Genomic DNA, 26,242 nt, shown 5'->3' with positions numbered 1-26,242 from the left:
GCTACAGCAGCACGAAGTACTCACGGGTCTTTCTTTGCATCAAGGCCGGATGTTCTGGTTCAGGTGGAATAGGTTGTCCGGGTCGTAGGCCTTCTTCACCTGGACCAGCCGGTCGTAGTTCCCCCGGTAGTTCGCCCTGATCCGGCCTTGGTCGTCGCCGGCCATGAAGTTGACGTACCCGCCTTCCTCGGAGTGCGGTGAAGTCGCGGCGTAGTAGTCGCGAACCCAGGCGATGTTGGCCGGGTTGTCGGCCGGATCGGGCCACATCCCGGCGATCACCGTCGCGAAGTTCGCGTCCCGGTAGGCGAATGCGGTGGCATCCGGCGCGACCCGGTGGCAGGCGCCGTTGATCGGGTAGATGTGCACGGTCGAGTTCACCACCGGCACCCGCGGGCCGTGCTCGACGTGCGCGGCGATCATCTCGTCGGTCAGCTCGACGACGAAGTTCGCCTTCCAGTAGTGCTGCAGCCCGGGCGGGACGAGCACGTCGAAAGCCCCGTTGAGCAGGGGATAGGGCATCGTTCCGAGGTGCTCGGCGACGATCGGGGCGATGTCGCGCAACGGCTGGACGGCGGCAGGCCCGGCATCGACGGGCCCGGCCCAGCACGCGACGATCGCGATCAGCGTGTCGCCGTGCCGCTCCTCCGGGATGAAGGGCAGTGGCGGGGCGATCTGGAACGCGGGGAACGCGCCGAGCTGCTCCGGAGCGTCGGCGATGATCTCGCGGTAGGCCCGCAGCACGTTCGGTATCTGGTCCAGCTCGAAGAAGATCAGGCCGCCGTAGATGTCGCGCACCGGGGCCAGCCGGAACTCGAACGACGTCACCACGCCGAAGTTGCCGCCCCCGCCGCGCAGCGCCCAGAACAGGTCGGCGTGCTGCTGCTCGTCGGCCACGACCAGCTCGCCGCCGGCGGTGACGACGTCGGCGGAGATCAGGTTGTCGCAGGTCAAACCCTGACCGCGGGCGAGGTGTCCGATGCCGCCGCCGAGCGTGAGCCCACCGATGCCGGTGCTGGAGATGATGCCGCCGGTGGTGGCGAGCCCGAACGCATGAGTCGCGGCATCGACGTCGCCCCAGGTCGCGCCGCCCTCGGCCCGCACGGTCCGCGCACCCGGAACGACGCGCACGCCCCGCATCGGCGCCAGATCGATCACGACCCCGTCGTCGCAGGTCCCGAACCCAGGCACGCTGTGCCCGCCACCGCGCACGGCGAGGTCGAGCCCGTTCTCCCGCGCGTAGTCGACGGCAGCGACGACGTCCCCGGCGTTGCGGCACCGCACAACGACCTGCGGGCGGCGGTCGATCATGGCGTTGTGCACGCGGCGGGCCTCGTCGAACCCGGGGTCGTCCCGGTCGATCACGGCCCCGCGAACCAGCTCCTGCAACTGCGCGACGGTCATCCCCACAACCGCAACAGTGCGGCGAACCCATGAGAAGGGACAGGGACGTACGACCTGCGGAACGCGAAAGAGCCCTGGCCGCGAAATCCGCGGCCAGGGCTCTGACCAGCGGAGGATACGGGATTCGAACCCGTGAGGGCTATTAACCCAACACGATTTCCAATCGTGCGCCTTAGGCCGCTCGGCCAATCCTCCGTGCGGAAGCCTAGCAGGTGACCTCCTGAGCAGCGGATACGGGTCATGACCTGGGGAGACGGGTGCCTGTCGGGATCTTTGGCGGGGCTCGGGGGCGGCACGATTCGAGGGTCTGTGACATGGGACGCCGAACCCGACGGCCGCGTGGTTTTCAGCCGGTCGCATCGCGTGGCGGCACCGTGCCGCGAAGTCCAGACGACTGTTGTCCCGTCGCGGCGGAGGACTCGTTGCAGCACTTCCTGCACACCGTCCTCGATCGCATCCAGGAGCTCGGCGCCGAACACGCAGAGGGAGTGTTCCCAGGGATGCCCGAAGGTGCCGAAACGGAGATCCTCGGCGAGGAAGATGTAGTAGTCCCCGTCCGGATACGGGCTGAGCGGCCAGCCTTCCCGCGAACGTCCTTCCAGCACGCGAGGCAGGAACATGTCGGTCGCCGGGAGATCCGGACGGAGTCCATAGCAGGTGTGCTGCCAGTCCAGGATCAAAAGTGCCTCTCCGGGCGCACTGCATGCGGTGAGCCCGTCCTGCACCAGATCGACCAGGCGGTCGAGTTCTCGATCGCCTGGGTCGTCGCGCAACGCGTCGAGACTCCAGGTGACCGACGGAGAAGGCTCCGCGATCGCAGGGAAGACTTGCACGCTGGGCCGGAAGTCGAACTCGGCGTCGAAGCGATTCCAGGCGTCGGCACGTTCGGGCTCTGTCAAGTGGCGCAACCGTTCAAGGGTCATCGGGCGAATCCGTCCTCAACGAGTCGTCACATTTCTCCAGCGGGTGTCTGACCGCGGAGGTCCCAGTCTTGCCGACGCAACGGCACTGCAACCGCGGAGCGCGGCTTCTTCTGCGCGGTGCAGAGGTGCGGAGATCCATTGCATGCCCGGACTGCGGGAAATGATCTTGAGCCTCGTCGTTCTCGTGACGCAGGTGGTGGTTCGCCGACGAGATCGGCACCCGAACCTCGTTCGTTGCCGTGCTGCCTGGTCAGCGCTGCGAGAGGGGGGCTCCGCGGGGGTTCGGGGCTTCGGGGTACACTGTCCGTGGACCTCGTGCGGCGTCCATCCTGTGAACTCCCCCAGGGCCGGAAGGCAGCAAGGGTAAGCGGGCTCTGGCGGGTGCACGGGGTCCCCTTATTTTCCCCGGCGGGCCTCCGGATCAGGCCGCGTTCGGGTTGTCGGGCTCACCGCGTAGGGTTTTGTCCGTGGCGCTCGCCCTATACCGCAAGTACAGGCCGGCGACCTTCGCTGAGGTCGTCGGGCAGGACCACGTCACCGACCCGTTGCGGACCGCGCTGGCCGCCGGGCGGGTCAACCACGCCTACCTGTTCTCCGGGCCGCGCGGTTGCGGCAAGACCTCCAGCGCTCGCATCCTCGCCCGCTCGCTGAACTGCGCGCAGGGCCCGACCCCCGACCCGTGCGGGGAATGCGACTCGTGCGTCTCGCTCGCGCCCGAAGGCGGCGGCAGCGTCGACGTCGTCGAGCTCGACGCGGCCAGCCACGGTGGCGTCGACGACACCCGCGAACTGCGCGACCGGGCCTTCTTCGCGCCTGCCCAGTCGCGGTACCGGATCTTCATCATCGACGAGGCCCACATGGTCACCACGCAGGGCTTCAACGCCCTGCTGAAGATCGTCGAGGAACCGCCGGAACACCTGATCTTCGTCTTCGCCACCACCGAGCCGGACAAGGTGCTCACCACCATCCGGTCCCGGACCCACCACTACCCGTTCCGGCTGATGCCGCCGGGCGTGATGCGCGACCTGGTCGAGCGGATCTGCCGCGACGAGGGCGTGCAGGTCGAGCCCGCGGTGTTCCCGCTGGTGATCCGGGCCGGTGGCGGGTCCGCCCGCGACACGCTCAGCGTGCTCGACCAGCTGCTCGCCGGGGCGGGGCCCGAAGGCGTCACCTACGAGCGCGCGGTGGCGCTGCTCGGGGTCACCGACGTCGCGCTGATCGACGACATGGTCGACGCGCTCGCGGCGGGCGACGGCGCCGCCGTGTACGGCACGGTTGACCGGCTGGTCGAGGCAGGGCACGACCCGCGCCGGTTCGGCTCCGACCTGCTAGACCGGCTGCGCGACCTGGTGCTGCTCAACTCGGTGCCGGACGCCGCGCAGCGCGGACTCGTGGACGCCGCGGGCGACGAGCTCGCCCGGATGCAGACCCAGGCCGAACAGCTCGGCGCGGCAACGCTTTCCCGGTTCGCCGAGATCGTCCACACTGGGCTGTCCGAGATGCGCGGGGCCACCGCGCCCCGGCTGCTGCTGGAACTGCTCTGCGCGCGGATGCTCCTGCCGACCGCATCGGACTCGGAAGTCGCGCTGCTGCAACGGCTTGAGCGCGTCGAGAGCCGCATGACCATCGCGCCGGGCGAGGGAGCCCCTGCAGGCCAGGCTGCTCCTGCCGCCGCTCCTTCCACCGCCGCGCCGGTGGCGGACGGCGACGCGCGGCCGAAGCGCGTCTTCCAGCGGCCGCACGAGCGCGCAGCGCAAGAGGCAGCGCAGCAGGCTGAGGCGCCAGCGCGTCCGGCGCCCGCAGCGGCGGAGCAGCCGGTGGCGGCGGAGCGTCCTGTGACACCGCCGAAGGCGGCTGCCCCCGCGCCTGCGACGCCGCCTCCGGCGGCCGAGCAGGCTCCGCCACCAGCGGCGGAGCCGCGTCCGGTGGCTGCGGAGCCGCGTCCGGCCGCTGCGCCGGCGGCGGAGGCCGCCGCGCCGGCGCAGGCCGGGTTCGACGCGGCGAAGGTGCGGCAGGTGTGGGCCAAGGTGCTGCAGGCGGTCGCGACGCGGAACCGCCCGACGCAGGCGCTGCTGCTCAACGCCGCGGTTCAGGACCTCAGCGGCGACAACACGCTGGTGCTGTCGATGCCGACCTCCGGGCTGGTCAAGCAGCTCGCCCAGCAGCGACGGCTGGACTTCGTCCGGGACGCGCTGCGCGAGGTCGTCGGCGGCGAGTGGGAGATCCAGTGCGTCGAGGCCGGTGCCGCGCCGCCGCCTGCGGCTCGTCCCGCCGCGCCCAAGCAACCGGTGCAGCGCCGGTCGACCCAGCAGAGCGAGTCCGCCCCGACGAACGGCCAGTCGGCGAATCCGCAGGCAGGCCAGGCGGCCAACGGCCGGAACCCCGCTCGCCCGCAGGCGGGTTCGCCGGCGCGCCAGGGCTCGGTGCCGCGCCCGCCGGAACCGGACGACATCCCGCCGCCGCCCGAGCCGCCGGACGACGAGCCCCCGCCGCCGGATGACGTCCCGCCGCCTCCGGAGCCGCCCAGGCCGCCGGAGCCGGTCTCCGACGACGAGGAAGACCCGGAGAAGATGCTCGCCGAGTCCTCCCCGATGGACGCCAACGCCCAGGTGGGTCCGGACCCGGAAACGGCGGCGGTCGAGCTCTTCGAACGGGAACTCGGCGCCCGCCGGATCGACGGCTGAACCACCCCGTCGAGCGGGAACCTGGCTTTCGGAGCCCTCGATTTCGCCTGAAGTCGGAGGCTTCGTCCGGTTGATCCCGGAGGTCGCCCGGTGCCGTTTTCGCGCGAAAACGGCGCCCTGCACCCCGGAGCACCACGTCTCGCGCGTGCCCTCGAACCGTTCTGGAAACGACCCCTTGGGGAAATCGGGAATGCCGACGCCCCACTACCAACGCGGCGCAACCGCCGTCGCGGGGCGGTCAGGCTTGTTTCGCCAGGTGGCGGGCCAGGAATGCGAGGGCTCTCGGGTAGGCGTCGAGGCGGTTGGTGCGCTTGGCCAGGCCGTGGCCTTCGTCGTCGTACACCCGCAGCTCGCACTCCAGGCCGTTCGCCCGGACCGCGGTCGCGATCTGCTGGGCCTCCGACAGCGGCACCCTCGGGTCGTTCGCGCCGTGCAGCACGAACAGCGGCGCCGCGATGGACACGACCCTGGTCAGCGGCGACGCCGAGCGCAGGAATTCCGCGTCCGCCGCGAGCGAGCCGTACTCGCGCTCGCGGTGCGCTCGCCGGTATGCGGCGGTGTTCTCCAGGAACGTGACCAGCGACGAGATCCCGACGATGTCGACCCCGGCCGCCCATCGCTGCGGCTGGAACGCCAGCCCGGCGAGCACCATGTAGCCGCCGTACGAGCCGCCCCACAGCGCCGCGCGCCCGGCGTCCAGCCCGATCGACGGCAGCCAGTCGTGCAGGTCGCCGAGGTCGGCCACCGATTCCAGGCGATTGCGGCCGTCGTCGGCCGAGTACCAGCGCTTCCCGTAGCCGGTGGAGCCGCGGACGTTCGGCACCAGCACGGTGTGCCCCTGTGCGACGAGGGCCTGGGCGATCGGGCTGAACGTCCGCACCGCCTGGCTCTCCGGGCCGCCGTGGACGATCAGCACCGCCGATCCGGCCAGCCGCGGATCGGCCTCGTGCGGGGCGAAGACGAAGCACGGCACCTGTTCGCCGTCGCGGGCCGGCACCCGGTGCGAACTCGGTTCGACCAGGCCGTCGAGCTGCGCCGCGGAACCGGTCAGCGACTCGCACTCGCCGGTCGCGGCGTGCACGAGCAGCGCGTCGCCCGGGACCGCCGGGGCGCTGAACGACAGCGCGACGAACCGCGAGTCCGGCGACCAGGTCGGGGCCGGCAGCGGGTACGAGCACCAGCCGTCGGCGGGTAACCGGATCGTCCGCAGCAGGTCGCCGGTGGCCGCGTCGTGCAGCGCCAGCCTGCTGGCGCCGTCGTCGTTCGCCTGCACCAGCAGCGTCGAACCGTCCGGCGAGAGCCAGCCGGTGAGGTCGTGCTCGTCGGAGGTCACCAGCCAGCGCCGGGCGCCGGTGCGCGGGTCGATGCGCGCGATGCCGGCACGGTCCCGGTCGGCGTCGGTGGTGACGACCAGCCCGTCGGGCAGCCAGCCGATCTGGCCGTACCGCGCCGGCTCGTCGCGCCCGGTCAGCGCCTGCACTTCGCGGGTTGCGGTGTCGACCAGGAGCAGCCGGTCGGACATCGCGCGGTCGGCAGGGATGGTCAGCGCCAGGTGGCGGCCGTCCGACGAGGCCGTCGCCTCCAGGACCATGCCGCCCTGGTCGTAGGCGATCGCTTCTTCGCCGGTCTCGACGTGGCGGATCACCACGTCGAAGTCCACATCGTTGCGGCGGTTGGTCGCGTAGACGATCCGGCCGGGCAGGACGTCGAGCAGCCGGTGCACGTGCGCCGGGTCGCGGACCAGCGGCTGCAGGTCGTGCAGTCGCGCCGGGCGGAGGCGCGGTTCGTCCAGGCGCAGCAGGGAAAGCTGCCCGCGCTCGTTGCCGTCGGTGTCGTGCTGCACGACCACGGCGCGCTCGCCGGGCAGGTAGCGGCCGCTGACCGCGCCCGGCAGGGCGGTCAGCGGGGTGGGCTCGCCGTCGGCGAGCTCGACGAGCTGGGTGGATCCGGATTCGTCGGAGCCCGCCAGGACCCGGCCGGTGTCGGCCACGTCGAAGGCCCGCCAGCTGGTCAGTTCGAGCAACCGCACGATGTCCACCGCCATGCGATCACCCTGTCACGCTTCGCCCCCGCCGCCCAGGGGCGCGGACCGCCAGGCAGACCGGGCCGCGCATTCTCTAGGCTGGTGGCGTAGCCCGAATCGGGGTACGTGCACGCGCCAGCCGGAGGAGGATCACGGTGCAGCCAGGTGGCCAGCCGAACATGCAGCAGATCATGGAACAGGCGCAGAAGATGCAGCAGCAGCTGATGACTGCGCAGCAGGAGCTCGCCGACGCGGAGGTCACCGGGAGCGCCGGTGGCGGCCTGGTCACGGCGACCGTCAGCGGCGCGGGCGAGCTGAAGGGGCTGTCGATCGACCCGAAGGCGGCCGACCCGGAGGACACCGAGACGCTGGCCGACCTGGTGGTCGCTGCGGTGCGCGACGCCAACCGGGCGGCGCAGGAGCTGCAGGCCGAGAAGATGGGCCCGCTCACCGGTGCGCTCGGCGGCGGTGGCCTCGGCGGTCTCAGCCTGCCGGGCATGTGATCGCGGTTTCGATTGGAACTGCGCACCGTCGTCGGCGGGGAGTGCAGTTTCAATTGAAACTGCGCCGAACCCCTGGAAACGAGCGATAAGTGTACGAAGGTCCCGTTCAGGATTTGATCGATGAGCTCGGCAGGTTGCCGGGCATCGGTCCGAAGAGCGCGCAGCGCATCGCCTTCCACCTGCTCGCGGCCGAGCCCGCGGACGTGACCCGGCTGCAGGAGGTCCTGCAGAAGGTCAAGGAAGGCGTGGTGTTCTGCGACGTCTGCGGCAACGTCTCTGAGGAGACGACCTGCCGCATCTGCCGGGACGCCCGGCGCGACAAGACGTTGGTGTGCGTCGTCGAGGAACCCAAGGACGTGCTGGCGATCGAGCGCACGCGCGAGTTCAAGGGGCGCTACCACGTGCTCGGCGGCGCGCTGGATCCGCTTTCCGGCGTGGGACCGGACCAGCTGCGGGTGCGCGAGCTGCTGGCCCGCATCGGGCAGGACGACATCGCCGAGGTGATCATCGCGACGGACCCGAATACCGAGGGCGAGGCGACCGCGACCTACCTGGTGCGGATGCTGCGCGACTTCCCCGGCCTCTCGGTCACGCGGCTGGCGTCCGGCCTGCCGATGGGCGGTGACCTGGAGTTCGCCGACGAGCTGACCCTCGGCCGGGCCCTCTCCGGTCGCCGCGCGATGTAGCCGCCACGGGACGACGCTTTTTCGAGCTCGTGAGTGCTTTGGACCGCCATGGCGATCCAAAGCACTCACGAGCTTTTTGCATTTGCCTCGGTGTGGTGAAGACCGGCCGCGAGCGGTACCGCCGGACGTGTCAGGTGATCGCCAGAATCTGTTGCCCGAGCCGGAACTTTCCGCAGTTTTTACCGGTATTCACGGGTTGTTCAACGGTTCTTCCGGGGACTCCGAGAGGCCCAGCATCCTCGCCCACCTGGGTGAATGCCCGAAATATCGGGTTTTCCTTAGGCGTCCCTAAGTAGTGGGATCGTAACCTCAGGTTCCCCAATGGACTCCTAATGCGAGTTAGTCTCACGGAACTCTGAGACCTGAGACACACCGAGGTGCTTCCATGAGTAGAGCTCCATCGCCGCGCCGCGGATCCGGCACGGGACGCCGTGTCGCCACCGCCGGCATCGCCATCGTCGCGGCGACCTCGCTGGCGGCCTGCGCACAATCGCAGCGCGAGACCGGCGGCGGCGGTGAAGGCGGCACGCTCACCTTCGGCGCGGCAGGCGCACCCGACCTGTTCGACCCCTTCTACGCCTCCGACGGCGAGACCTTCCGGGTCACCCGCCAGATCACCGAGGGCCTCGTCGGGTTCAAGCCGGGATCGGCGGACGTTCAACCGGAGCTCGCCGACAGCTGGGAGCACACCCCGGACGGCAAGACCTGGACCTTCAAGCTCCGGCAGGGCGTGAAGTTCCACGACGGCACCGACTTCAACGGCGACGCGGTCTGCAAGAACTTCCAGCGCATGTTCAACCAGACCGGCGCCGGGCAGAACAACGCGCTGTCCTACTACTGGATCGAGAACTTCGGCGGGTTCGCCGACGGCAAGACCCCGTCGCTGTACCAGTCGTGCGACGCACCGGACGCGACCACGGCCGTGGTCCACCTGACCCGCGCCAGCTCGAAGTTCCCGGACATCCTCGGGCTGCCGTCGTTCAGCATGCAGTCGCCGACCGCGATGGACCAGTACCAGGCCAACAACGTGCAGGCGCAGGGCGACAGCTTCGTGTTCTCGGAGTACGCCAGGGCGCACCCGACCGGCACCGGCCCGTTCAAGTTCGCGTCCTACGACGAGAGCAACGGCACCATCAAGCTGGTCCGCAACGACGAGTACTGGGGCGAGAAGACCAAGCTCAACGAGCTGATCTTCCGCATCATCCCGGACGAGACGGTGCGCAAGCAGGAGCTGGAGTCGGGCGCCATCGACGGCTACGACTACCCCAACGCCGCCGACCTCAAGGCCCTGCGCGACGCCGGCAACAACGTCCAGGTCCGCGACCCGTTCAACATCATGTACCTGGGCATCACCCAGAAGAACAACCCGGCGCTGCAGAACCTGAAGGTGCGGCAGGCGCTGGCCTACGCGGTGGACCGGGAGACGCTGGTCAAGGCCAACATGCCGGAAGGCGCCGCGGTGGCCACCCAGTTCTACCCGAAGACGGTGGACGGCTACGCCAACGACGTCCAGCAGTACCCGCACGACCCGGCGAAGGCCAAGCAGCTGCTCGCCGAGGCCGGAGTGCCGAACCTCGCGCTGAACTTCTACTGGCCCACCGAGGTCTCCCGGCCCTACATGCCGGACCCGCAGGGCATCTACAACGCCCTCGCCGAGGACCTGCGCGAGGCGGGCTTCACCGTCAACCCGGTGAGCAAGCCGTGGAACGGCGGCTACATCGACGACGTGGACAACGCCAAGGCCGACATCTTCCTGCTCGGCTGGACCGGCGACTACAACACGCCGGACAACTTCATCGGCACCTTCTTCGGCACGCCGACCAACCGCTTCTACACGGCCGGTGCGCCGTGGGGCGAGGAGCTGGCGACGCAGCTGAAGGCCGCCGACAGCGAGCCGGACGAGGCCAAGCGCAACCAGATGTACCAGGACATCAACCGGAAGCTGATGTCCGAGTACCTGCCCGCCGTGCCGCTGTCGCACTCGCCGCCGGCGATCGTGACCAGCCCGCGGGTGCACGGGCTGCAGACCTCGCCGCTGACCGCCGAGGAGTTCGCGTCGGTGAGCGTCTCGGAGAAGTGAGTTGACGATTTCGCGCGAAACCGGCGCGGCTCCCGCACAGGGACCGTCGGTTTCGCGCGAAATCGCGCGCTCGCTGCCGGACTGACCAAACGGGGGTTTCGTGCTCCGCTTCACCATCCGACGGCTCGCGCAGCTGGCGCTGGTCGTCGTTGTGCTGTCGATGCTTCTGTTCGCCTGGCTGCGGATGCTGCCAGGAGGGCCGGTGTCGGCGTTGTTGGGGGACCGCGCCACGCCCGAGGCGCGGGCCAAGCTGGAGGCCGATCTCGGCCTGGACCAGCCGATCTTCGTGCAGTACTGGCGCTTCCTGGGACGCGCCGTCACCGGCGACTTCGGCACGTCGACCGGCGTGCAGCGCGGTTCGCCGGCGCTGGAGGTGTTCCTGACCCGCTTCCCGGCCACGCTGGAGCTGTCGATCCTGGCGCTGTTGCTGGCCGTCGCGGTCGGCATCCCGCTGGGCTACCTGGCGGCCCGCAAGCGCGGCAGCTGGCTGGACAACGTGAGCATCACCTGGTCGCTGGTCGGTGTCGCCGTGCCGGTGTTCTTCCTGGCGTTCCTGCTGAAGTTCGTGTTCGCCATCCAGCTCGGCGCGCTGCCCGCCTCCGGCCGCCAGGACGTCGGGCTGAACGGGACGCGGGTGACCGGCTTCTACATCCTGGACGGCCTGCTGACCCGCGAGTTCGACGCTGCGTGGAACTCGTTCGTGCACCTGATCCTGCCGGCCATCGCGCTGTCCACCATCCCGTTCGCGGTGATCTTCCGGATAACCCGGGCCGCGGTGCTGGACGTGATGGACGAGGACTACGTGCGCACTGCGCGGGCGAAGGGCCTGGCGGGCATGGTGATCCGGCGCCGCCACATCCTGCACAACGCGATGCTGCCGGTGGTGACCACGATCGGCCTGCAGACGGGCGCGCTGCTGGCCGGGGCGGTGCTGACCGAGCGGGTGTTCAACATCGCCGGCATCGGCCAGGCGGTGGCGATCGGGTTCCAGCGCAAGGACTTCCCGGTGCTGCAAGTGGTGATCCTGGCGTCCGCGATGGTGTACGTGCTGGTGAACCTGATAGTCGACCTCTCATATGCGTTGATCGACCCACGACTGCGGACACGGTGAGGTCATGGTGCTGAAAACGCAGCGCAAGGAACGGATCGACGCGCTGGCGGAGACGGCGTCGGACGCCGGGGTGAGCCTGGCCGCGTCGGCGTGGCGGCGGCTGAGGCGCAACCCGGTGTTCGTGGTCGGCGCGGTGATCATCGCCGCGTTCGTGCTGCTGGCGCTGCTCGCGCCGCTGCTGGCCCCGCACGATCCGGCGCAACGCCTGCTGGAGCAGCAGGTTTCCCGCGCGGAAAACACGATTCCGCCGCCGCAGGCGGGTTTCCCGCTGGGCGGCGACCAGTACGGCCGCGACCTGTTCTCCCGGCTGCTGCTCGGTTCCCAGCAGACGCTGCTGGTCGCGGTGCTGGCCACCGTGATCGGACTCGGCGGCGGCCTGGTGCTCGGCCTGCTGGCCGGCGCGTTCGGCGGCTGGGTCGACTCGGTGGTCATGCGCGTCGCGGACGTGATGCTGTCGGTGCCGTCGCTGCTGCTGGCGGTGTCTATCGGCGCGTTGTTCGCGCAGCAGACGCAGTTCACCGTGATCCTGGCGGTGGCGATCGTGCAGGTGCCGATCTTCGGCCGGCTGCTGAGAGGCACGATGCTGGCGCAACGAGCCAGCGATCACGTGCTCGCGGCGCGGGCGCTCGGGGTGAAGGAGAGCGCGATCGTGTTTCGGCACATGCTGCCGAACGCGCTCGGCCCGGTCATCGTGCAGGCCACCCTGGTGCTCGCGGTGGCGATCATCGACGCGGCGGCGCTGTCCTTCCTGGGCCTGGGCGCGGCCGACGACTCGGTGCCGGAGTGGGGCCAGATGCTCGGCGGCGCGCAGAACATCATCGATTCGCATCCGCAGCTGGCGTTCTGGCCGGCGGGCTGCATCATCCTGGTCGCGCTCGGGTTCACGCTGGTCGGTGAGTCCCTGCGGGACGCGCTCGACCCGAAGCGCCGGCGCTAGAGGTGGGGGAACGAATGGCACTGCTGGAAGTCCGCGACCTCTCGGTGGTGTTCGCCCGCAAGGGCGAGCCGCCGATGACCGCCGTGGACGGCATCTCCTTCGACGTCGAACCGGGCCGCACCGTCGGCCTGGTCGGCGAGTCCGGTTGCGGCAAGTCGGTCACCTCGCTGGCGATCATGGGTCTGCTGCCGAGCACCGGCGCCGAGGTGTCCGGGTCGATCAACTTCGACGGCACCGACCTGCTGCAGCTGTCCCGGCGCGAGCTGGACCAGCGCCGCGGCAGCGACCTGAGCATGGTGTTCCAGGACCCGCTGACCTCGCTGAACCCGGTGGTGCCGATCGGCCTGCAGGTGTCCGAGGTCATCGAGCAGCACCGCGGGCTGCCCCGCAAGGAGGCGATGCCGGAGGCCGAGGACCTGCTGCGGCGGGTGGGCATCCCGGACCCGCGGCGGCGGCTCAAGGAGTACCCGCACCAGCTCTCCGGCGGCATGCGGCAGCGCGCGCTGATCGCGATGGCGCTGGCCTGCAAGCCGCGGCTGCTCATCGCCGACGAGCCGACCACCGCGCTGGACGTGACGATCCAGGCGCAGATCCTGAACCTGCTGGCGGAACTGGTCGCCGAGACCGACACCGCGCTGATCATGATCACGCACGACCTGGGTGTGGTGGCGGGGCTCTGCGACGAGGTGAACGTGCTCTACGCGGGCCGAGTGGTGGAGCGGGCCGCGCGGCACGAGCTGTTCGCCCGGCCGCGGCACCCGTACACGGCGGGCCTGCTGGCCTCGATCCCGCGGCTGGATTCGCCGCGCGGCCAGCGGTTGTCGCCGATCAAGGGCTCGATCAGCGACAACATCCCGTGGGACGCGGGGTGCGCGTTCTGCCCGCGCTGCCCGAACGCGCAGGACGTGTGCGAGCAGCAGACGCCGGACGTGAGCATCGACGTGGGGGCGCGGCTGCTGCGCTGCCACAACCCGGTCCGCGAGACGACGTCGAGCCCGGTGGAGGCGTCATGAGCGCCCCGCTCCCGCGCCCCGCTGGTTCTGCCGCAATTTCAATGGAAATCGGACCTTCGATTTCCATTGAAATTGCGTTGGAGTCACCCGGTCGGGGCGCAGCGGAGCACCACGACCGGACCATGCACCTGTTGGCCGCACCGGATGCCGGTGCCCGGCGCCGGACCCTGGAGGCGTCATGACCGAAACCCCGGAAACTGCGGGGACCCCCCGGGACGTGCTGATCGACATCGACCAGGTCCAGGTGCACTTCCCGATCAAGCGCGGCGTGGTGCTGGACCGCACGGTCGGCTACGTGTACGCCGTGGACGGCGTGTCGCTGACCATCCGGCGCGGCGAAACCTACGGCCTGGTCGGGGAATCCGGCTGCGGCAAGTCGACGCTGGGCCGCGCGGTGCTGCGGCTGGAGAAGCCCACTGGCGGCAAGGTGGTGTTCGACGGCGTCGACCTGTCCGGCATGAAGGGCGAGCCGCTGCGCCGGATGCGCCGCCGGATGCAGATGGTCTTCCAGGACCCGCTGTCCTCCCTGGACCCGCGGCAGTCGGTGCAGTCGTTGCTGGTCGAGGGCATGCGGGCGCACGGGATGGACAGCGGCCGGGCGGGCACGGACAAGCGGCTGCGCGAGCTGCTGTCGGCCGTGGGCCTGCCGTCGACGTCGCTGCGCAAGTACCCGCACGAGTTCTCCGGCGGCCAGCGGCAGCGCATCGGCATCGCCCGGGCGCTGTCGGTGGGGCCCGACCTGGTGGTGGCCGACGAGCCGGTGTCGGCGCTGGACGTCTCGGTGCAGGCGCAGGTGCTGAACCTGCTGGAGGACCTGCAGGCCGAGTTCGGGCTGACGTACCTGGTGATCGCGCACGACCTGGCGGTGGTGCGGCACATCGCCGACCGGGTCGGGGTGATGTACCTGGGCGGCATCGTGGAGGAGTCCACATCGGACGATCTTTACGAGGAGCCGCTGCACCCGTACTCGAAGGCGCTGCTCTCGGCGGTGCCGGTGCCGGACCCGACGGTGGAGGACGAGCGGGAGCAGATCCTGCTCTCCGGCGACCTGCCCTCGCCGGCCGCGCCGCCGGCCGGCTGCCGGTTCCACACCCGGTGCCCGTGGCGGCAGGCGACCCGGTGCGACACGGAGCGGCCGGAACTGCGCGAGCTCAAACCGGGCCACCGGGTGGCGTGCCACTACGCGGAGGAGATCCGCGACGGCAGGCTGAAGCCCCACGAGGTCGAGGCGGAAGCGGTGAACCCGGCGGACTTCGGCGACCTGGACATCACCTCGGCCCCGGCCTGACCGCCCGGGTCCAAGTCGTGAGTGGCTATGGCTGCTCCAGCGGCCATATCCACTCACGACGTTCGAAACCGGCGCGCTGATTTCGCGCGTTGTCCACCGCGCCCGGCGCGCTAGGCCCTAGGTTCACAAGATCGTCGGCAGCCGGTGGAACGGAGGCAGTGAGTGAGGTACAGCAGCGCGCCGCGGTGCTCCGCGTGCGAGCACCGGGCGATCCTGGAGCGGGCGACCGCGGAGCGCCTGGTGGCGGAGTCGGGCGAGGTCCTGGTGACCTACGACTGCCCGGAGGGGAACGGGGTGCACCTCTGCAACCCGGACTTCGAGAGGGGCGAAGCCGTCCGCTGACGCCGGATCCCACCCGATTTCAGGCAAAATCGGGAGCCACAATGCCGGACCGGGCTGGGCTGGTGGGTCGCCCGATTTTAGGCAAAATCGGGAGCGTCTCCACGTCGGACCCGGCCGGGGGGGTGGGGAGGCTCCCAATTTTAGGCAAAATTGGGAGCCCCCGACTTACGGGCGCTGGACCGCGGACTCGGGCAGGACCAAGGGTGGTGCTTCGGGGACCGGTGGCTTGCGGCGGCTCAGCTTGATGCTGCCCAGCAGCACTCCGCCCACCACCACGGCTCCCGCCGCGAGCTCGATCGGGTGCGGCCGCTCGCCCAGGACCAGCCATGCCGTCGTGAAGCCGACCACCGGCACCAGCAGCGAGAACGGCGCGACCATGCTGGCCGGGTAGCGCCCCATCAGCGTCGTCCACAGGCCCGACCCGATGATCGTCGCCAGCAGCGACGTGTACGCCAGCCCGGCGAGCGCGTACCAGCCGGTCGGCGAGTCGAACGCCGTCGCCAGCGCGTCCCAGCCCGCCGTCGGTCCCTCGACCACCGCCGACAGCGCGAACATCGGCAGCGGCGGCACGATGGCGATCCACAGCGCCAGGTGCAGCGGGTTCGGCGCGTTCGCCTTCCGGCCGCACAGGTTGCCCAGCGCCCACGAGAACGCGCCGCAGAGCGTGATCAGCAGCGGCAGCAGGGTGGCGCTCTGGGCGCGGTGCCAGCCGATCGCCACCATGCCGAGCACCGCGATGAGGATGCCGACGATCTGCACCGGCGTGATCCGCTCCCGCAGCAGCAGCGCGCCGAGCACCACGGTGAACGGCGCGGACGCCTGCTGCACCAGCGAGGCCAGCCCGGTCGGCATCCCGATGTTCATCGCAGTGAACAGGAACGCGAACTGCAGGGCGCCGAAGAACAGCCCGTACCCGATGAGCCACCGCCACGGCACTCGCGGGCGCGGCACGAACAGCAGCACCGGCAGCAGCACGGCGAAGCGGAGTCCGGCGAAGAAGAACGGTGGGAATTGGCCGAGCCCGTAGTCGAGTGCGATGAAGTTGGCGCCCCAGAGCACGACGACCACCACGGCCAGCAAGCGGTCTCGTGAGTTCACCATGCCAGCCTGCGGCCCGGCTCTGTGAAGAACAAGCAATACTATTTACAGCTAATGTGTATTATTCCTTCATGGATGTCCGCAGGTTGAGACTCCTGCGCGAACTCGCTGATCGCGGGACGGTCACCGCCGTCGCGAAGGCCCTGTCCTACACCCCGTCGGCGGTATCGCAGCAGATCCGGGCGTTGCAGGCGCAGGTCGGCGTGCCGCTGACGGAACCGGCCGGCCGCGGCCTGCGCCTCACCGACGCAGGCCGGGCGCTCGCGGCCCGGGCCGACGAGGTGCTGGCCGCGCTGGACCGCGCCGAGGCCGAGCTGGACAGCTACCGGTCGACGCCGCGCGGCGTGGTGCGGGTCGCGATCTTCCCGTCCGGCGCGTTGTTGCTGCTGCCCGGCCTGCTCCGGCGGATGGCGGCGCATCCCAAGGTGCGGTTGGAGTGCCGCGACGTCGACATGACGCCGCCGGGGGTGCCGGCCCTGACCGCCGACTTCGACCTGGTGGTGGCGCACCGGGACGACCAGGCGCCGCCGTTCGACGGCGCGCGCGTGGAGATCACCCCGCTGCTGCGGGAGCCCCTGGACGTCGCGCTGCCGCCGGGCCACCCGCTCGCCGACCGGGAGCGCATCGAGCCGGCGGAGCTGGTCGGCGAGCCGTGGCTGAGCGTGGACGTCGGCTTCCCGGTCGACGACGTGCTGCGCTCGCTGGCGGTCCGCACGGGCGTCCGGCCGGTGGTGGTGCAGCGGATCAACGACTTCCAGGTCACCAAGGCCCTGGTCGCCGACGGCCACGGCGTCGCGCTGCTGCCGAGGTACACAGTGGACTCTCCCCGGCTGGTCATGCGCCCGCTGGCCGGGGTCCGCGCGGGCCGGAACATCGAGGTGGTGTCCCGGAAGGGGGCGACGGAACGCCCGGCGGTCCGCCTCGTGCTCGACACGCTCCTCGCCGAGGCGGCCGCCACCACCGGGCCGCACGATCAGAAGTAGCTCAGAAGTACCGGACTTCGCTGGTGGCGCGGTCGGATTGCGAAGAACGTGATCGTCGTCCGTCCTTGAACGCGCAGAAGGTGAAGACCGGAATGACCAGACGGGTTCGCATGTTCGCGGTGGCCCTCGCCGCCCTGATGAGCACGGCCGGTTGCAGTGGTGGTGCGTCCGAGCCCGCTGCGCCGGAATCGGCCGCGCCGGCCTTCCGCGGTGCGGCCCCGCCCGGATTGGCCGCGCAACCGGCGTGGCACGAACCGCCGTCCGGCCGAGCGGAAGGAGGGGACTTCGGCACCAGCACGTACAACAAGGTCGTGGGCTTCGACGATGTCTTCGCGTACCTCCGCGACGAGGGCGAGAACCGCGGCGAGACGCTGCTGTTCCTCGATGCCGCAACGGGGCGCGAACGCGCTCGGATTCCCGTCCCCTCCACTGTCTCGCAGGGAGATCTCGAACCGGCCGAGGTGGACGGCAGGCAGGTCGTGGTGCTGACCTACGCCACGTCCACCGAGGAAACAGCGATGCAGGCCGCGCAGCAGCTGTCCGTGATCGAGGTCTACGACTCCGCCGCGAACGTGATCTGGCGGGAGGCTGCCGAGGACGGCGACGGCGGGTTCTTCCGCAACGGTTGGGTGCTCAGGTCCGAGCAGGCGGACGGTGTCGAGGTGGACAGCGTCCACGACCTGCAGGACCGCGAGGTGTGGACGGCCGAGGAGCCGACCTGGGTGGGCCGGCAACACGTCGTCGGGGTGCACGGCGACCTGCTCGTCGCGCAGTACGGCGAGGTCGGCGAGCTCACCGCCTACCGGCTTTCGGCGGGCGGCGCTGGTCAGTTGTGGCGGACCGAGGACATCGCGCCGCCTGGCGAGGACGGCCCGGCCGAGGCGCCCGACGTGATCGGGTTCGCCGAAGGCAAGATGCTGATCCACTGGCAGCTGGGAATCGGTTCCTTCGCGATCGTCGCGCACGACCCGGCCAGCGGGGCCATCGCCTGGACGCTCCCGGTCGAACGCGGCCACCGATGGTCCGGTTTCCACCAGGAGCTGGCGTACGACCGGCTCAGCGGCCTCGGCGCGGTGCACTCCGACCAGGGCGTCACGCTGCTCGACATCCGGTCCGGCCGGTTGTTGTGGGAGAGCGCCGAGGGCGACCGGGCGTTCCGCCTGACGGCGCTCACCGGCGGAGCGGTCTACGGGCTGATCGACGAGGAGCTGCCGATCGCGGTGTCCACTTCGGAACGCCGCCCGCTGGGGGAGAACCTGACCGCGCTCCCGGTGGCCAGCGCGGGCGGATTCGTGTGGGCCACCAGCGCGTCGGCCGAGCACTGGATCTTCCCGGCGGGCTGACCGCCTGGTCCCCGCGCCGGGCGGGCCTCGGCCAGCCGCTGCCGCCCGTACCGGCGCAGGGTGCCCGGCATCGAGTACTGATTTCCGGCCTTGGTCAGGATGGACTTGTCCACCAGGCCGACCACGGCGTCGAAGGCTTCCGCGCCGCCCAGCCCGTCCGCGGCGAGCTCCAGCGGGCCGTCGCCCTCCGCAGCGCTCAACCGCGACCACATCGCCTGCTCCGCCGCCGAGCACAGGTCCCAACTCCAGTCGAACAGCGCGCGCAGCGTGCGGTGTCGCCCGCTGGCGCTGCGATCGCCGTCGCGGAGCAGGCGGAACTCCTCACCCAGCCGTTCTAGCAGGTCCTCGGCGCTGAGAACCCGCATCCAGCGCGCGGCCAGCTCGATGGCCAGCGGTATGCCGTCGAGTCGGCGGCACACCTGCGCGATGATCTCGCGGTTCCCGGCGGTCAGCGCGAATCCGGGTGCCACCGCGGCCGCCCGGTCGGCGAACAGCCGGACCGCATCGCAGCGGGCCGGCTCCCCGGAATCGACGGGCAGCGGTCCGACCGGCAGGGTGTGCTCGCCGGTGACGCCGAGCGGCTGGCGGCTGGTGGCCACGATCCGCAGCTGCGGTGCGGCCTCCAGCAGCACGCGCGTCAGCGCGGCGCATCCGTCCAGGACGTGCTCGCAGTTGTCCAGGACCAGCACCAGCTGCTCGCCGGCGAGGAAGTCCAGCACCGCGGGCAGGTCCGATCCCTCGGCACCGAGCGCGGACGCGACGGCACCGATCGGCATCCCGGACTGGTCCACGTCCGCGAGTTCGACCATCCGCGCACCGTGCCGGGCGGCTCGGGCGGCGATCCGCAGCGAAAGCCGGGTCTTCCCGATCCCGCCGATGCCCACCAGCGTGACCAGCCTGGCCCGGGCGAGCAGCCGTTGCGCTTCGGCGAGTTCCCGTTCCCGCCCGAAGAACGTGGTGAGTTCGGCCGGCAGGCCGTTCGCCGCGGTCACCGGTTCGGCGGCCGCCTCGGTGGTCTCCGGCGGGTGCCGCAACAGCCGCCAGCGCTGCGCCCACTGCGCGGCGAGCTCCTTGGCGGTCCAGGAGCGCGCGGCATCCGAAACGCGCTCCGGATTGGTGTGCGCGTAGGAGACGCACGCGCGGACGAACATCTCGGTGACTTCCCAGGTGGGCAGCTGCTTTCCCGCCGCCGCATTGCGCAGCGACGTGTCGGAGTAGCTGTGCCCGAGCCGGGACGTTTCGTACGACAACGTCTCGTAGCTGGGATTCCCCGCCTGCTGCCGCAGCGTTTGGAGCCCGAGGGCGAACCGCCCCAACGCGCTGCCGGGTTCGGTCCGGACGCGGACGGAATCGGAGTGCCGGCCTGATCGCATCTTCCTGCCTCCTCGGTGGAGTTTCCGGTGACTGCGATCAAGCTGTCCCGGCTGATGATTAACATCCAACGAGGTCGTGGGGTTGCTAATTGTCCGTTCATTTCCGCTGGGAGAATCGGAGCCGCAGATGACGGGTAGGCCCGGACGCCGCGAGGCCGCCATCGATCCGGATGAGGGGCCGCTCCAGAAGTTCGCGCACGAGCTGCGGATCCTGCGTAGGCAGGCGGGCGGGCCGAGCTTTCAGGAATTGGCGCGGCAGACCAGGCAGCTCGGCGAACCGTTCTCCACCAGCACGCTCCGCAACGCCGTGTCGGGCTCGGTGCTGCCGACCGCCGAGGTGACCGCGGCCTTCGTTCGCGCGTGCATGCGCTACGCGGCGGCGAACCGCCACCAGCTCCCCGATCCCGAGGTGCTCGGCCAGGAAGTCGACGAGCTCGTCGCGTACTGGTGCCGACGCCGCAACGAACTCGCGCAGCCGTATGACCGCGAGCCCGAGGCGACGGAGGAAGCCCCACGGCCAGAGCCTCGGCCGGAGCAATCGTCCCAGCCAGGTGCGTCTCGCCTCGAAGCAGCGCCGGACGAGGTGGCTGGTGCGGAGGCCGGGGACCTGGAGCCGATCCGCAGCCGACGTGCGCGCTCGGCGCTCGTCGCAGCGGCAGTGATGGCCGTGCTCCTGGTCGTCGCGGGGGTCGTCGGATTCTTGCTGCGCCCGGGCGAGGAGATCTCGGCCGCGACGCCGATCGTCGCGAGCCCCGCCACCCAGGTCCAGGCGGACCTGATCGCACAGCAGTGCAGGGGAGAGTTCCAACGCGGCCCGGTGAAGCTGGATCCGTGCATCACGGCCGTTCCGGACGGTGTGCGGATCTCGGTCCGCGTCACCGCGGTCGAGGCCGCGCCGGAAGTCGCGGTCCACCTGTGGCTGCGCGACGCCACCGCGAAGCAGCGGGTGCCCGGCACCCTGCACCACTGCCAGACCGCCTTCACCGCGCCCGGCCAGACGGTCACGTGCGGCCCGGTCCTGATCCGCCCGGAGCCCGGACGCAGCTACGTCGCAGCGACCGTCGCCGAGGAGGGCACCTCGCCGGTTCCGGCCATGTTCAAGGACCCCAGCGCCACGGGACTCAACAGCGCAGGGGTCACCTGGCCGTAGGCCGAACGGTGGCAGAACCATCACCAGCCGATCACCCGATCCGAAGTTTCCTGGTGCGTCGATTCCGCGCGCGGCACCGTGAACCGCGATCTCCCCGGGGCAACCGGGGAGGGTCTGTTCCCGGGTGAGAAGAGGCGATCGCAGATGCCGGATTGGATGACCGACGAATCGGAGTACCCCGAAGAGTCGTGGATGTGCGCGGGCGAGGCGCGAAGGCGGGATGAGCCGCGGGGCGAAGACGGACTTCGCACCGGTCGGGACGAGACGGCGAGCGTGTCGGTCTCCGTGGACGAGGCGGGCGCGGTCCGGTGGGTGGAGGTGGCCCAGGACTGGCGGCGGAACCTCGATCCGCGCAGCTTCGGGGATGCCGTGCTGCGCGCCCGGAGCACGGCGCTGGTCGACGACCGCCGCACCGAAGGGCTCGTCGGCGAGCAGTCGACAGGAGCTCCGGCTCCCGTCCCGCCGACCGCCCCCGGCGACCTGGACGGGGCGCTGCGTCTGCTGGAGGAAGTCGAGCGGCACCTGGACGACCTGGAGCGGCACCTGTCGGCGAATCACGTTCCGGCCAGTTCCGGCGGTCCCGTCGGACTGCACTTGATCGGCGGGGATGTCGTGCGGGTCGACGTCGATCAGGACTGGTTGGCCCGGGCGAACTCGGCGGAGCTCGCCGCCGAGCTCAGGGCTGTGTTCGCGCGAGCGGAATCGGCAGTGGCCCGGGCCGATATGCCGATGCTGGCGCCAGATCTGCACCGGGTCTGGGATTCGCTGGGACTTCCGCTGGGCGGCGGCCGGTCCTGACGGCGCGGTTGGAGGCTGCCGCAGGATCCGCGGCAGCCTCCTGGTCACAGCGGCGTGATGCCGTCGGACAGGTCTGTCGTCTGCCTCGGCCACTCGCCGTTCGGGAACGTCGCGTTGTTCTCGAGCTGCTTCTTCAGCGCCGCCATCTGAGTCCGCACGGTCTTCGCGAAGCTCGAGAGCTGTTCGCCGGCCGAGGACAGGGACGCGAACACCGCTGTCGCGCAGGACAGGAACCAGACCACCAGGCCGGGCAACGATGCCAGACCGGCCATGATGAGCGTTCCCGTTGCGGCGGCCAGCGTTCCGGTTGCGATCGCGATGGCGGACATGAACGACGTCACCGCCGATGCCAGCTCGGTGAGCGCATCCATGAGCGCGTCGGTGATCGTCTTGATCGACTTCAGCGCTTCTTGTTGCCCCGGAATGGTCTGCTTGTACGTGTAGGCGGCCTTGCCCTCCCACGCGTCGTCGGCTTTGAGGAACTGGGTGGATATCGTCGCGGCGAGATCGCTCGCGACGCCCCCGACCTCGGAGTTCCACGCCTCGGATGCCTTGCGCAGGGCATCGGCGTCGCCCGGGTGGCTCAGGTAGTTCCTGATCAGCTGGAGTCCGTCGTTGTACGGCTTGATGGACTGCTCCAGCGTCCAGATCACCTTGTCGGCGATCACGCCGGGCAAGGCCTTGGCCTTCGACTCGACGGCGGAGACCACCTCGCCGGACATCCGTTCGAGGCGGCCGAGCAGGTGTTGGGCTTTGTCGAGGACGGCCGAGAACTGGTCGGCCGTCGCGGTTGCGGACATGAGGCGGGCCTTTCCCTTCCGTCAGTTGGTCTGGCTGAGCTTCGTCGCGGAGTCTTCGTCCTGGCGTTCGTAGGTGCTCGCGCATTTCTCGAGCGCCTCGGACACGTCCGCGGAGTTGGCGGCGGCCCCGTCGAGCAGCAGCACCAGTTTCTCCTGCAGTTCCTGGTACACCGCAGTAGCGCCGAGTTCGTCGGCGAGGAAGCCGAAATGCTCGATCGTCAGGTCGAGGCCGTCGGCGGTTTTCGCGGCGGTGCGGATCTTCTTCGATGCTGCCTCCCAGGTTTGCGCGTCCAAGCGCAGTGCGTTGGGAAACACCTTGAGGCCGTCGTGAGTCGGCATGCGAATTCCTTCCCTGAAGTGGTGGCCGGGTTTCGCGCAGGTCTGCGCCCGCCGGGCTAGCAGCGGCGTGGTCAGTCGAGCGGGATGGAGCGGAGCTTGCTGGTGCCGCGCATGTATTCCTGCGAGGTGCCCACGCGGTGGCCCATGCCCTGGATGAAGTCGGGCATGGGGTCGAACTTCAGGTTGTCCCAGTTGTACCGATCCGTGGCATGGACCTGGTAGTCCAAGCTCACCTTCGGGTTTCCGTCGGCGTCCGGTGTGGCCTTCACGAGTCCGGTCATCGTGTACTGGTACGAGCCGATCGCGTACCAGTCGGTTATCGCATCTGCCGTGCGACCGTCCCACTTGCCGAGGTTCTTCTCCAGCACGATCGGCTGACCTCCGGTTTTGTGGAAGCTTTCAACGGCTTCCTTCTTCCAAGCCGACTTGTGCTCGGCGATCTTCTTCTCGACTGCATCGCTGAGTCCCGGATCGTTGGTGAGCAGGTGGTCCACGTCGATCGACTTGGTCTTCCGCCGCGCACTGGTCGAATTTGCCGACATCGCAGCCGTCGAGGGTTTTGACGTCCATCACTCACCACCGCCCAGGACGGCGAGTTCGAGGTCGGCGAGCATTTCGGCCGCACTGCGATCCAGCGCCGAGTACACCGTGGCCGCAGCTTGCAGGTGCTCGCCGGTCGTGCGCACGGCAGCGGCCAGCTGCTGCACGTTCTGCCGCCACTCGGCCGCGAAGCTCGGCAGCAGCGCCGCGGTGATCGAGCCGGTCATGTCGCGCGCGGCGGAGTCCAGCACCAGCCCGTCCGTGGTCCCGCGCAGCGACTCCGCCGCCGACACCACCGTCGAGCCCGCAGCCTTCAAGTCGCTTGTTTCTGCCTTGACCATTCTCATTCGACAACCTCGCCCGAAGCCGACTCGGGTGCGGCACACCCGAGTTCCGTCGTTGGGCTCGAACCTGACGGCGGGAATGATGATTAGCCAGCGACCTGCGCAAATGTTGATCGTCTGCGCATTACTCCGGGGCGTGCTCCTGGGCCCAGCGGCAGATCGCCGCGATCTCCTCGGCGTGGGCCGGGAGGGTGTCGTCGGCGATGCCGACGACCGGGATGTGGGCCTCGCGGGCCACGTCCGGCGGCCGGTGCAGGAAGCCCTTCTCGTGCACGCCCGTGCTGCCCCGCCCCGGCGTTCCTTCGGCGAGGTGGCCGGTGGTGCGGGCGTACCGGGTGAGCACGCGGGGTTTGCGCAGGTCCCGGTCCGCGCCGTACCACTGCTGGCTGAGCGGGAAGATCGCCGTCAGCGCGTCCCACCAGCCCTCGGTGGCGAGCACCAGCCCGGGGTGTCGGTGGTGCAGCTCGTCGGCGAGCCGGCGGTAGCCGTCGATCACCTCGTAGCGCGGGTCGTTGAACCAGTAGCCCAGGGTGTCCAGGAATGCCGCGTCGACGCCGAAGTCCCGCACCATCGCCGAGATCGACTCCACCAGATGCGCGCGGAACTCCGGTTCGCCGGGGTTGAGGAAGACCTGATCGCCCTCGCCGACCCGGTCGCCGTCCCAGTCCGGCCGGTTCAGCAGTTCCACGTAGCGGTTGGTGTCGTTGCGCAGCGCCGCCCGCTCCCACGCCGGGTACTCGACCACGTTCGCGCCGTGCCCGCCGTACATCGGCATCAGCCGCACGCCGAGCTGCCGCGCGGTGTGCGCGAGCTCGGTGAAACCCCCTGCGCCGCCCAGGTCTTCGCCGGGCCGGTACCGCGGGTAGGCGTGGTAGTAGCGGCCTTCCCAGCCGGGCAGGTAGGCCAGTACGCGGCTCGGATCGATGTGCCGCGCGACGAATCGCAGCGACTCGGCCATCTGAGCGAACGTGTTGAACACGTAGCCCGTCCAGTGCTGGCCGTGCAGCGTCACCACCAGCGCGGTCCGCCGCAGCCAGTCCGGCACGTCCGGGCGGGAGGACCACGGCACCAGGTTCTGCGAACCCTCCACGAAGGACAGGTGCTCGTCCAGGTCGGCGTCGGCGCTGTGCCCGGTGGTGCCCAGCCGCAGCCGGACCGACGGCACCCGGCAGGTCGTCGAGCGCGCCGTCGCCGACGGCACGTGCACCAGCTCGGCGATCGGCCCCGGCGCGTACGGGGGCTGGTGGACGTGCAGGATCTTCCGCCGCACCAGCGGATCGCGGACGCTGAGCACCAGCCCGTTCGCCTCGTCCCCGGCCGCCACCCACGGCGTCGCCCAGTCCGAGCCCGGGTATTCCAGTTGGAACCGCTGGCCGTTGACGCCGTGCGCCCAGCCGCGCCCGGTGTTCGGCGTCCACCAGCCGGCCCGCAGCTGCTCCGGCGGCAGGCCGCGCAGCAGCAGCTTCACCGCCTTGATCGGTTCGTCGTGGCGGACCGTGATGGCCCACTCCAGCACGCCGGCCGCGCGGGTCACCTCGATGTCGGCCTCGCCGGCCTCGACCGGGACCTGCTGGCCGAGCCGCGCGTACCGGTCGGCGTGCACGTGGACGCGGTCGCCTTCCCGGACGTGCGCCCGCTCGACGTCGATGCTGTAGCCGTTGGTCGTGGTGAACACCTGCACCGCCCACTCCACGCCGGCGGCGCCGGGGATGGGGAAGTAGGGGTCGCGCGGGTCGAAGCTCAGGTCGGTGTCGATGAGGGCCACGCCGGTGCCTCCGATCCCTCGGCGCCGCGCGACAGGTAGCCGGCGGCCTCGTCCAGCAGCGCTGCGAGGTCATCGGTTTCATCGGCAGTGAAGACGAGCGTCTCGCCCGGCGGCAGCACCACGGCGACCCGATCTCCGACGACCAGCACCGTCATGTTGCCCGAATCGACCGGTGTGGTGCACGGGATTCGCCAGCGGAGCTGTTCGGTCGGGTCCTCGGTCGGCCACATGTCCACCTCAACACTGCTGCATTTCGGTGCCTGACTGAACCCTGGCGGCAGCCCGACATCAAGTCCGGTAGACCGATCGAGTGGTAGAGGCGTGCAGCGTCCGCGACGGCGTTGCTGCGTCGAGCGGCAGGGCGGGTTGTTGTCTTTGAAGCGGCGCAGCCGCTTAGCCCACCTACGCACCTTGCACCGCCGCGGGTTCTCAGAGGTCTTCTCGCGAGGACAGCCCCGACGTGGTGAATTGGTCATTCATGAGGTCGGGGATCCCACAGCGAGAAGGCCTCTGAGGTTCCGCTACCGGCACCGCCACGCAAGGTGAGTCTGGAAACAAAAAAGAAGGAACAGGGGGAGGGGCCGGTGTCCCCGACGTTTCCCCCGTCTCCGGCCCGTCTCCCCCTGCCCCCGTGTTCCCCAGGGGCGTCGCCTGGCATCCCGCGACGTCATCAATGGTGCCGACTCGGAGGAAAGCGCAATACCATCTTTGGTCGAGT

The 26,242-nt window shown here is 70.1% G+C and carries 22 protein-coding genes, 1 tRNA gene, 1 other RNA gene and 1 pseudogene; 13 read left to right on the top strand and 12 right to left on the bottom strand.

Going from position 1 to position 26,242, the window contains the following annotated elements:
• Nucleotides 1–39 precede the first annotated feature (39 nt).
• The 3 genes and pseudogenes from E1288_RS00255 to E1288_RS00245 form a co-directional block, all read right to left on the bottom strand.
• Nucleotides 40–1,401, bottom strand: a complete 1,362-nt coding sequence (locus tag E1288_RS00255) for an FAD-binding oxidoreductase (RefSeq protein WP_207954095.1) — start codon at nt 1,399–1,401, stop codon at nt 40–42.
• A 109-nt stretch (nt 1,402–1,510) separates the two neighbouring features.
• Nucleotides 1,511–1,596, bottom strand: a tRNA-Ser gene (locus tag E1288_RS00250).
• A 323-nt stretch (nt 1,597–1,919) separates the two neighbouring features.
• A pseudogene (locus E1288_RS00245) lies at nt 1,920–2,324 on the bottom strand (DUF2716 domain-containing protein); the annotation flags it as partial.
• Nucleotides 2,325–2,629: 305 nt separating this feature from the next.
• Between E1288_RS00245 and ffs the strand changes: the two are divergent.
• Both ffs and E1288_RS00235 read left to right on the top strand, forming a co-directional pair.
• Nucleotides 2,630–2,724: signal recognition particle sRNA small type (gene ffs / locus E1288_RS00240), an RNA gene on the top strand.
• 67 nt (nt 2,725–2,791) lie between these two features.
• A complete protein-coding gene (locus E1288_RS00235; protein ID WP_132479094.1) occupies nt 2,792–5,008 on the top strand; it encodes a DNA polymerase III subunit gamma and tau in 2,217 nt (738 codons plus the stop codon).
• A gap of 238 nt (nt 5,009–5,246) precedes the next feature.
• Here E1288_RS00235 and E1288_RS00230 read toward each other — a convergent pair whose 3' ends face one another.
• Nucleotides 5,247–7,052: an alpha/beta fold hydrolase gene (locus E1288_RS00230; RefSeq protein ID WP_132479092.1), complete on the bottom strand. Its 1,806-nt coding sequence runs from the start codon at nt 7,050–7,052 to the stop codon at nt 5,247–5,249.
• Between the two features lie 158 nt (nt 7,053–7,210).
• Here E1288_RS00230 and E1288_RS00225 point away from each other — a divergent pair, with 158 nt between their 5' ends.
• From E1288_RS00225 to E1288_RS00190, 8 genes are all read left to right on the top strand, one after another.
• Nucleotides 7,211–7,534, top strand: a complete 324-nt coding sequence (locus E1288_RS00225; RefSeq protein ID WP_235883261.1) for a YbaB/EbfC family nucleoid-associated protein — start codon at nt 7,211–7,213, stop codon at nt 7,532–7,534.
• Nucleotides 7,535–7,623: 89 nt separating this feature from the next.
• Nucleotides 7,624–8,220 carry a recombination mediator RecR gene (gene recR / locus E1288_RS00220; RefSeq protein WP_132479088.1) on the top strand — a complete coding sequence of 199 codons (597 nt, stop codon included), beginning with the start codon at nt 7,624–7,626 and terminating at the stop codon, nt 8,218–8,220.
• Nucleotides 8,221–8,605: 385 nt separating this feature from the next.
• The gene (locus E1288_RS00215; RefSeq protein WP_132479086.1) at nt 8,606–10,300 is read left to right on the top strand and encodes an ABC transporter substrate-binding protein; all 1,695 of its coding nucleotides are present in this window, start codon (nt 8,606–8,608) and stop codon (nt 10,298–10,300) included.
• Nucleotides 10,301–10,400: 100 nt separating this feature from the next.
• Nucleotides 10,401–11,411 (top strand): ABC transporter permease, encoded by a 1,011-nt coding sequence (locus E1288_RS00210; protein WP_132479084.1) that lies wholly within the window; start codon nt 10,401–10,403, stop codon nt 11,409–11,411.
• A gap of 4 nt (nt 11,412–11,415) precedes the next feature.
• Nucleotides 11,416–12,348, top strand: a complete 933-nt coding sequence (locus E1288_RS00205; protein WP_132479082.1) for an ABC transporter permease — start codon at nt 11,416–11,418, stop codon at nt 12,346–12,348.
• A 14-nt stretch (nt 12,349–12,362) separates the two neighbouring features.
• Nucleotides 12,363–13,361: an ABC transporter ATP-binding protein gene (locus E1288_RS00200; protein ID WP_132479080.1), complete on the top strand. Its 999-nt coding sequence runs from the start codon at nt 12,363–12,365 to the stop codon at nt 13,359–13,361.
• 178 nt (nt 13,362–13,539) lie between these two features.
• On the top strand, nt 13,540–14,649 hold the full coding sequence (locus E1288_RS00195) for an ABC transporter ATP-binding protein (RefSeq protein WP_132479078.1): 1,110 nt from the start codon (nt 13,540–13,542) through the stop codon (nt 14,647–14,649).
• Nucleotides 14,650–14,811: 162 nt separating this feature from the next.
• Nucleotides 14,812–14,991: a hypothetical protein gene (locus E1288_RS00190; RefSeq protein ID WP_132479076.1), complete on the top strand. Its 180-nt coding sequence runs from the start codon at nt 14,812–14,814 to the stop codon at nt 14,989–14,991.
• 165 nt (nt 14,992–15,156) lie between these two features.
• Here E1288_RS00190 and E1288_RS00185 read toward each other — a convergent pair whose 3' ends face one another.
• The gene (locus E1288_RS00185; RefSeq protein WP_207954094.1) at nt 15,157–16,089 is read right to left on the bottom strand and encodes an EamA family transporter; all 933 of its coding nucleotides are present in this window, start codon (nt 16,087–16,089) and stop codon (nt 15,157–15,159) included.
• 71 nt (nt 16,090–16,160) lie between these two features.
• Here E1288_RS00185 and E1288_RS00180 point away from each other — a divergent pair, with 71 nt between their 5' ends.
• Entirely contained in the window at nt 16,161–17,072 is a 912-nt protein-coding gene (locus tag E1288_RS00180) for a LysR family transcriptional regulator (RefSeq protein ID WP_132479072.1), read from the top strand.
• A 1,186-nt stretch (nt 17,073–18,258) separates the two neighbouring features.
• Here the strand turns inward: E1288_RS00180 and E1288_RS00175 are convergent.
• A complete protein-coding gene (locus E1288_RS00175; RefSeq protein ID WP_132479070.1) occupies nt 18,259–19,788 on the bottom strand; it encodes an ATP-binding protein in 1,530 nt (509 codons plus the stop codon).
• 127 nt (nt 19,789–19,915) lie between these two features.
• Between E1288_RS00175 and E1288_RS47810 the strand changes: the two genes are divergently transcribed.
• Together E1288_RS47810 and E1288_RS00165 are read left to right on the top strand one after the other, a co-directional pair.
• Nucleotides 19,916–20,938, top strand: a complete 1,023-nt coding sequence (locus tag E1288_RS47810) for a hypothetical protein (RefSeq protein ID WP_207954093.1) — start codon at nt 19,916–19,918, stop codon at nt 20,936–20,938.
• A 156-nt stretch (nt 20,939–21,094) separates the two neighbouring features.
• Nucleotides 21,095–21,736, top strand: coding sequence for a hypothetical protein (locus tag E1288_RS00165; RefSeq protein ID WP_132479068.1), 642 nt, complete (start codon nt 21,095–21,097; stop codon nt 21,734–21,736).
• A 44-nt stretch (nt 21,737–21,780) separates the two neighbouring features.
• Here E1288_RS00165 and E1288_RS00160 read toward each other — a convergent pair whose 3' ends face one another.
• From E1288_RS00160 to E1288_RS00135, 6 genes are all read right to left on the bottom strand, one after another.
• Nucleotides 21,781–22,536: a hypothetical protein gene (locus tag E1288_RS00160; protein ID WP_132479066.1), complete on the bottom strand. Its 756-nt coding sequence runs from the start codon at nt 22,534–22,536 to the stop codon at nt 21,781–21,783.
• Nucleotides 22,537–22,557: 21 nt separating this feature from the next.
• Nucleotides 22,558–22,875, bottom strand: a complete 318-nt coding sequence (locus E1288_RS00155; protein ID WP_132479064.1) for a type VII secretion target — start codon at nt 22,873–22,875, stop codon at nt 22,558–22,560.
• Between the two features lie 71 nt (nt 22,876–22,946).
• Nucleotides 22,947–23,417 (bottom strand): hypothetical protein, encoded by a 471-nt coding sequence (locus E1288_RS00150; RefSeq protein WP_132479062.1) that lies wholly within the window; start codon nt 23,415–23,417, stop codon nt 22,947–22,949.
• A gap of 27 nt (nt 23,418–23,444) precedes the next feature.
• Nucleotides 23,445–23,762 (bottom strand): type VII secretion target, encoded by a 318-nt coding sequence (locus E1288_RS00145; protein ID WP_132479060.1) that lies wholly within the window; start codon nt 23,760–23,762, stop codon nt 23,445–23,447.
• 121 nt (nt 23,763–23,883) lie between these two features.
• Entirely contained in the window at nt 23,884–25,524 is a 1,641-nt protein-coding gene (locus E1288_RS00140) for an alpha-amylase family protein (protein ID WP_132479058.1), read from the bottom strand.
• Nucleotides 25,500–25,754, bottom strand: a complete 255-nt coding sequence (locus E1288_RS00135) for a hypothetical protein (protein WP_235883238.1) — start codon at nt 25,752–25,754, stop codon at nt 25,500–25,502. The genes E1288_RS00140 and E1288_RS00135 overlap by 25 nt, the downstream gene beginning before the upstream one ends.
• Nucleotides 25,755–26,242: the final 488 nt, after the last annotated feature.

This window comes from Saccharopolyspora elongata (assembly GCF_004348985.1).
GTDB lineage: Bacteria > Actinomycetota > Actinomycetes > Mycobacteriales > Pseudonocardiaceae > Saccharopolyspora > Saccharopolyspora elongata.
The sequence above is the reverse complement of the archived record's forward strand: the minus strand, read 5'-3'. Positions and strand labels throughout refer to the sequence as shown.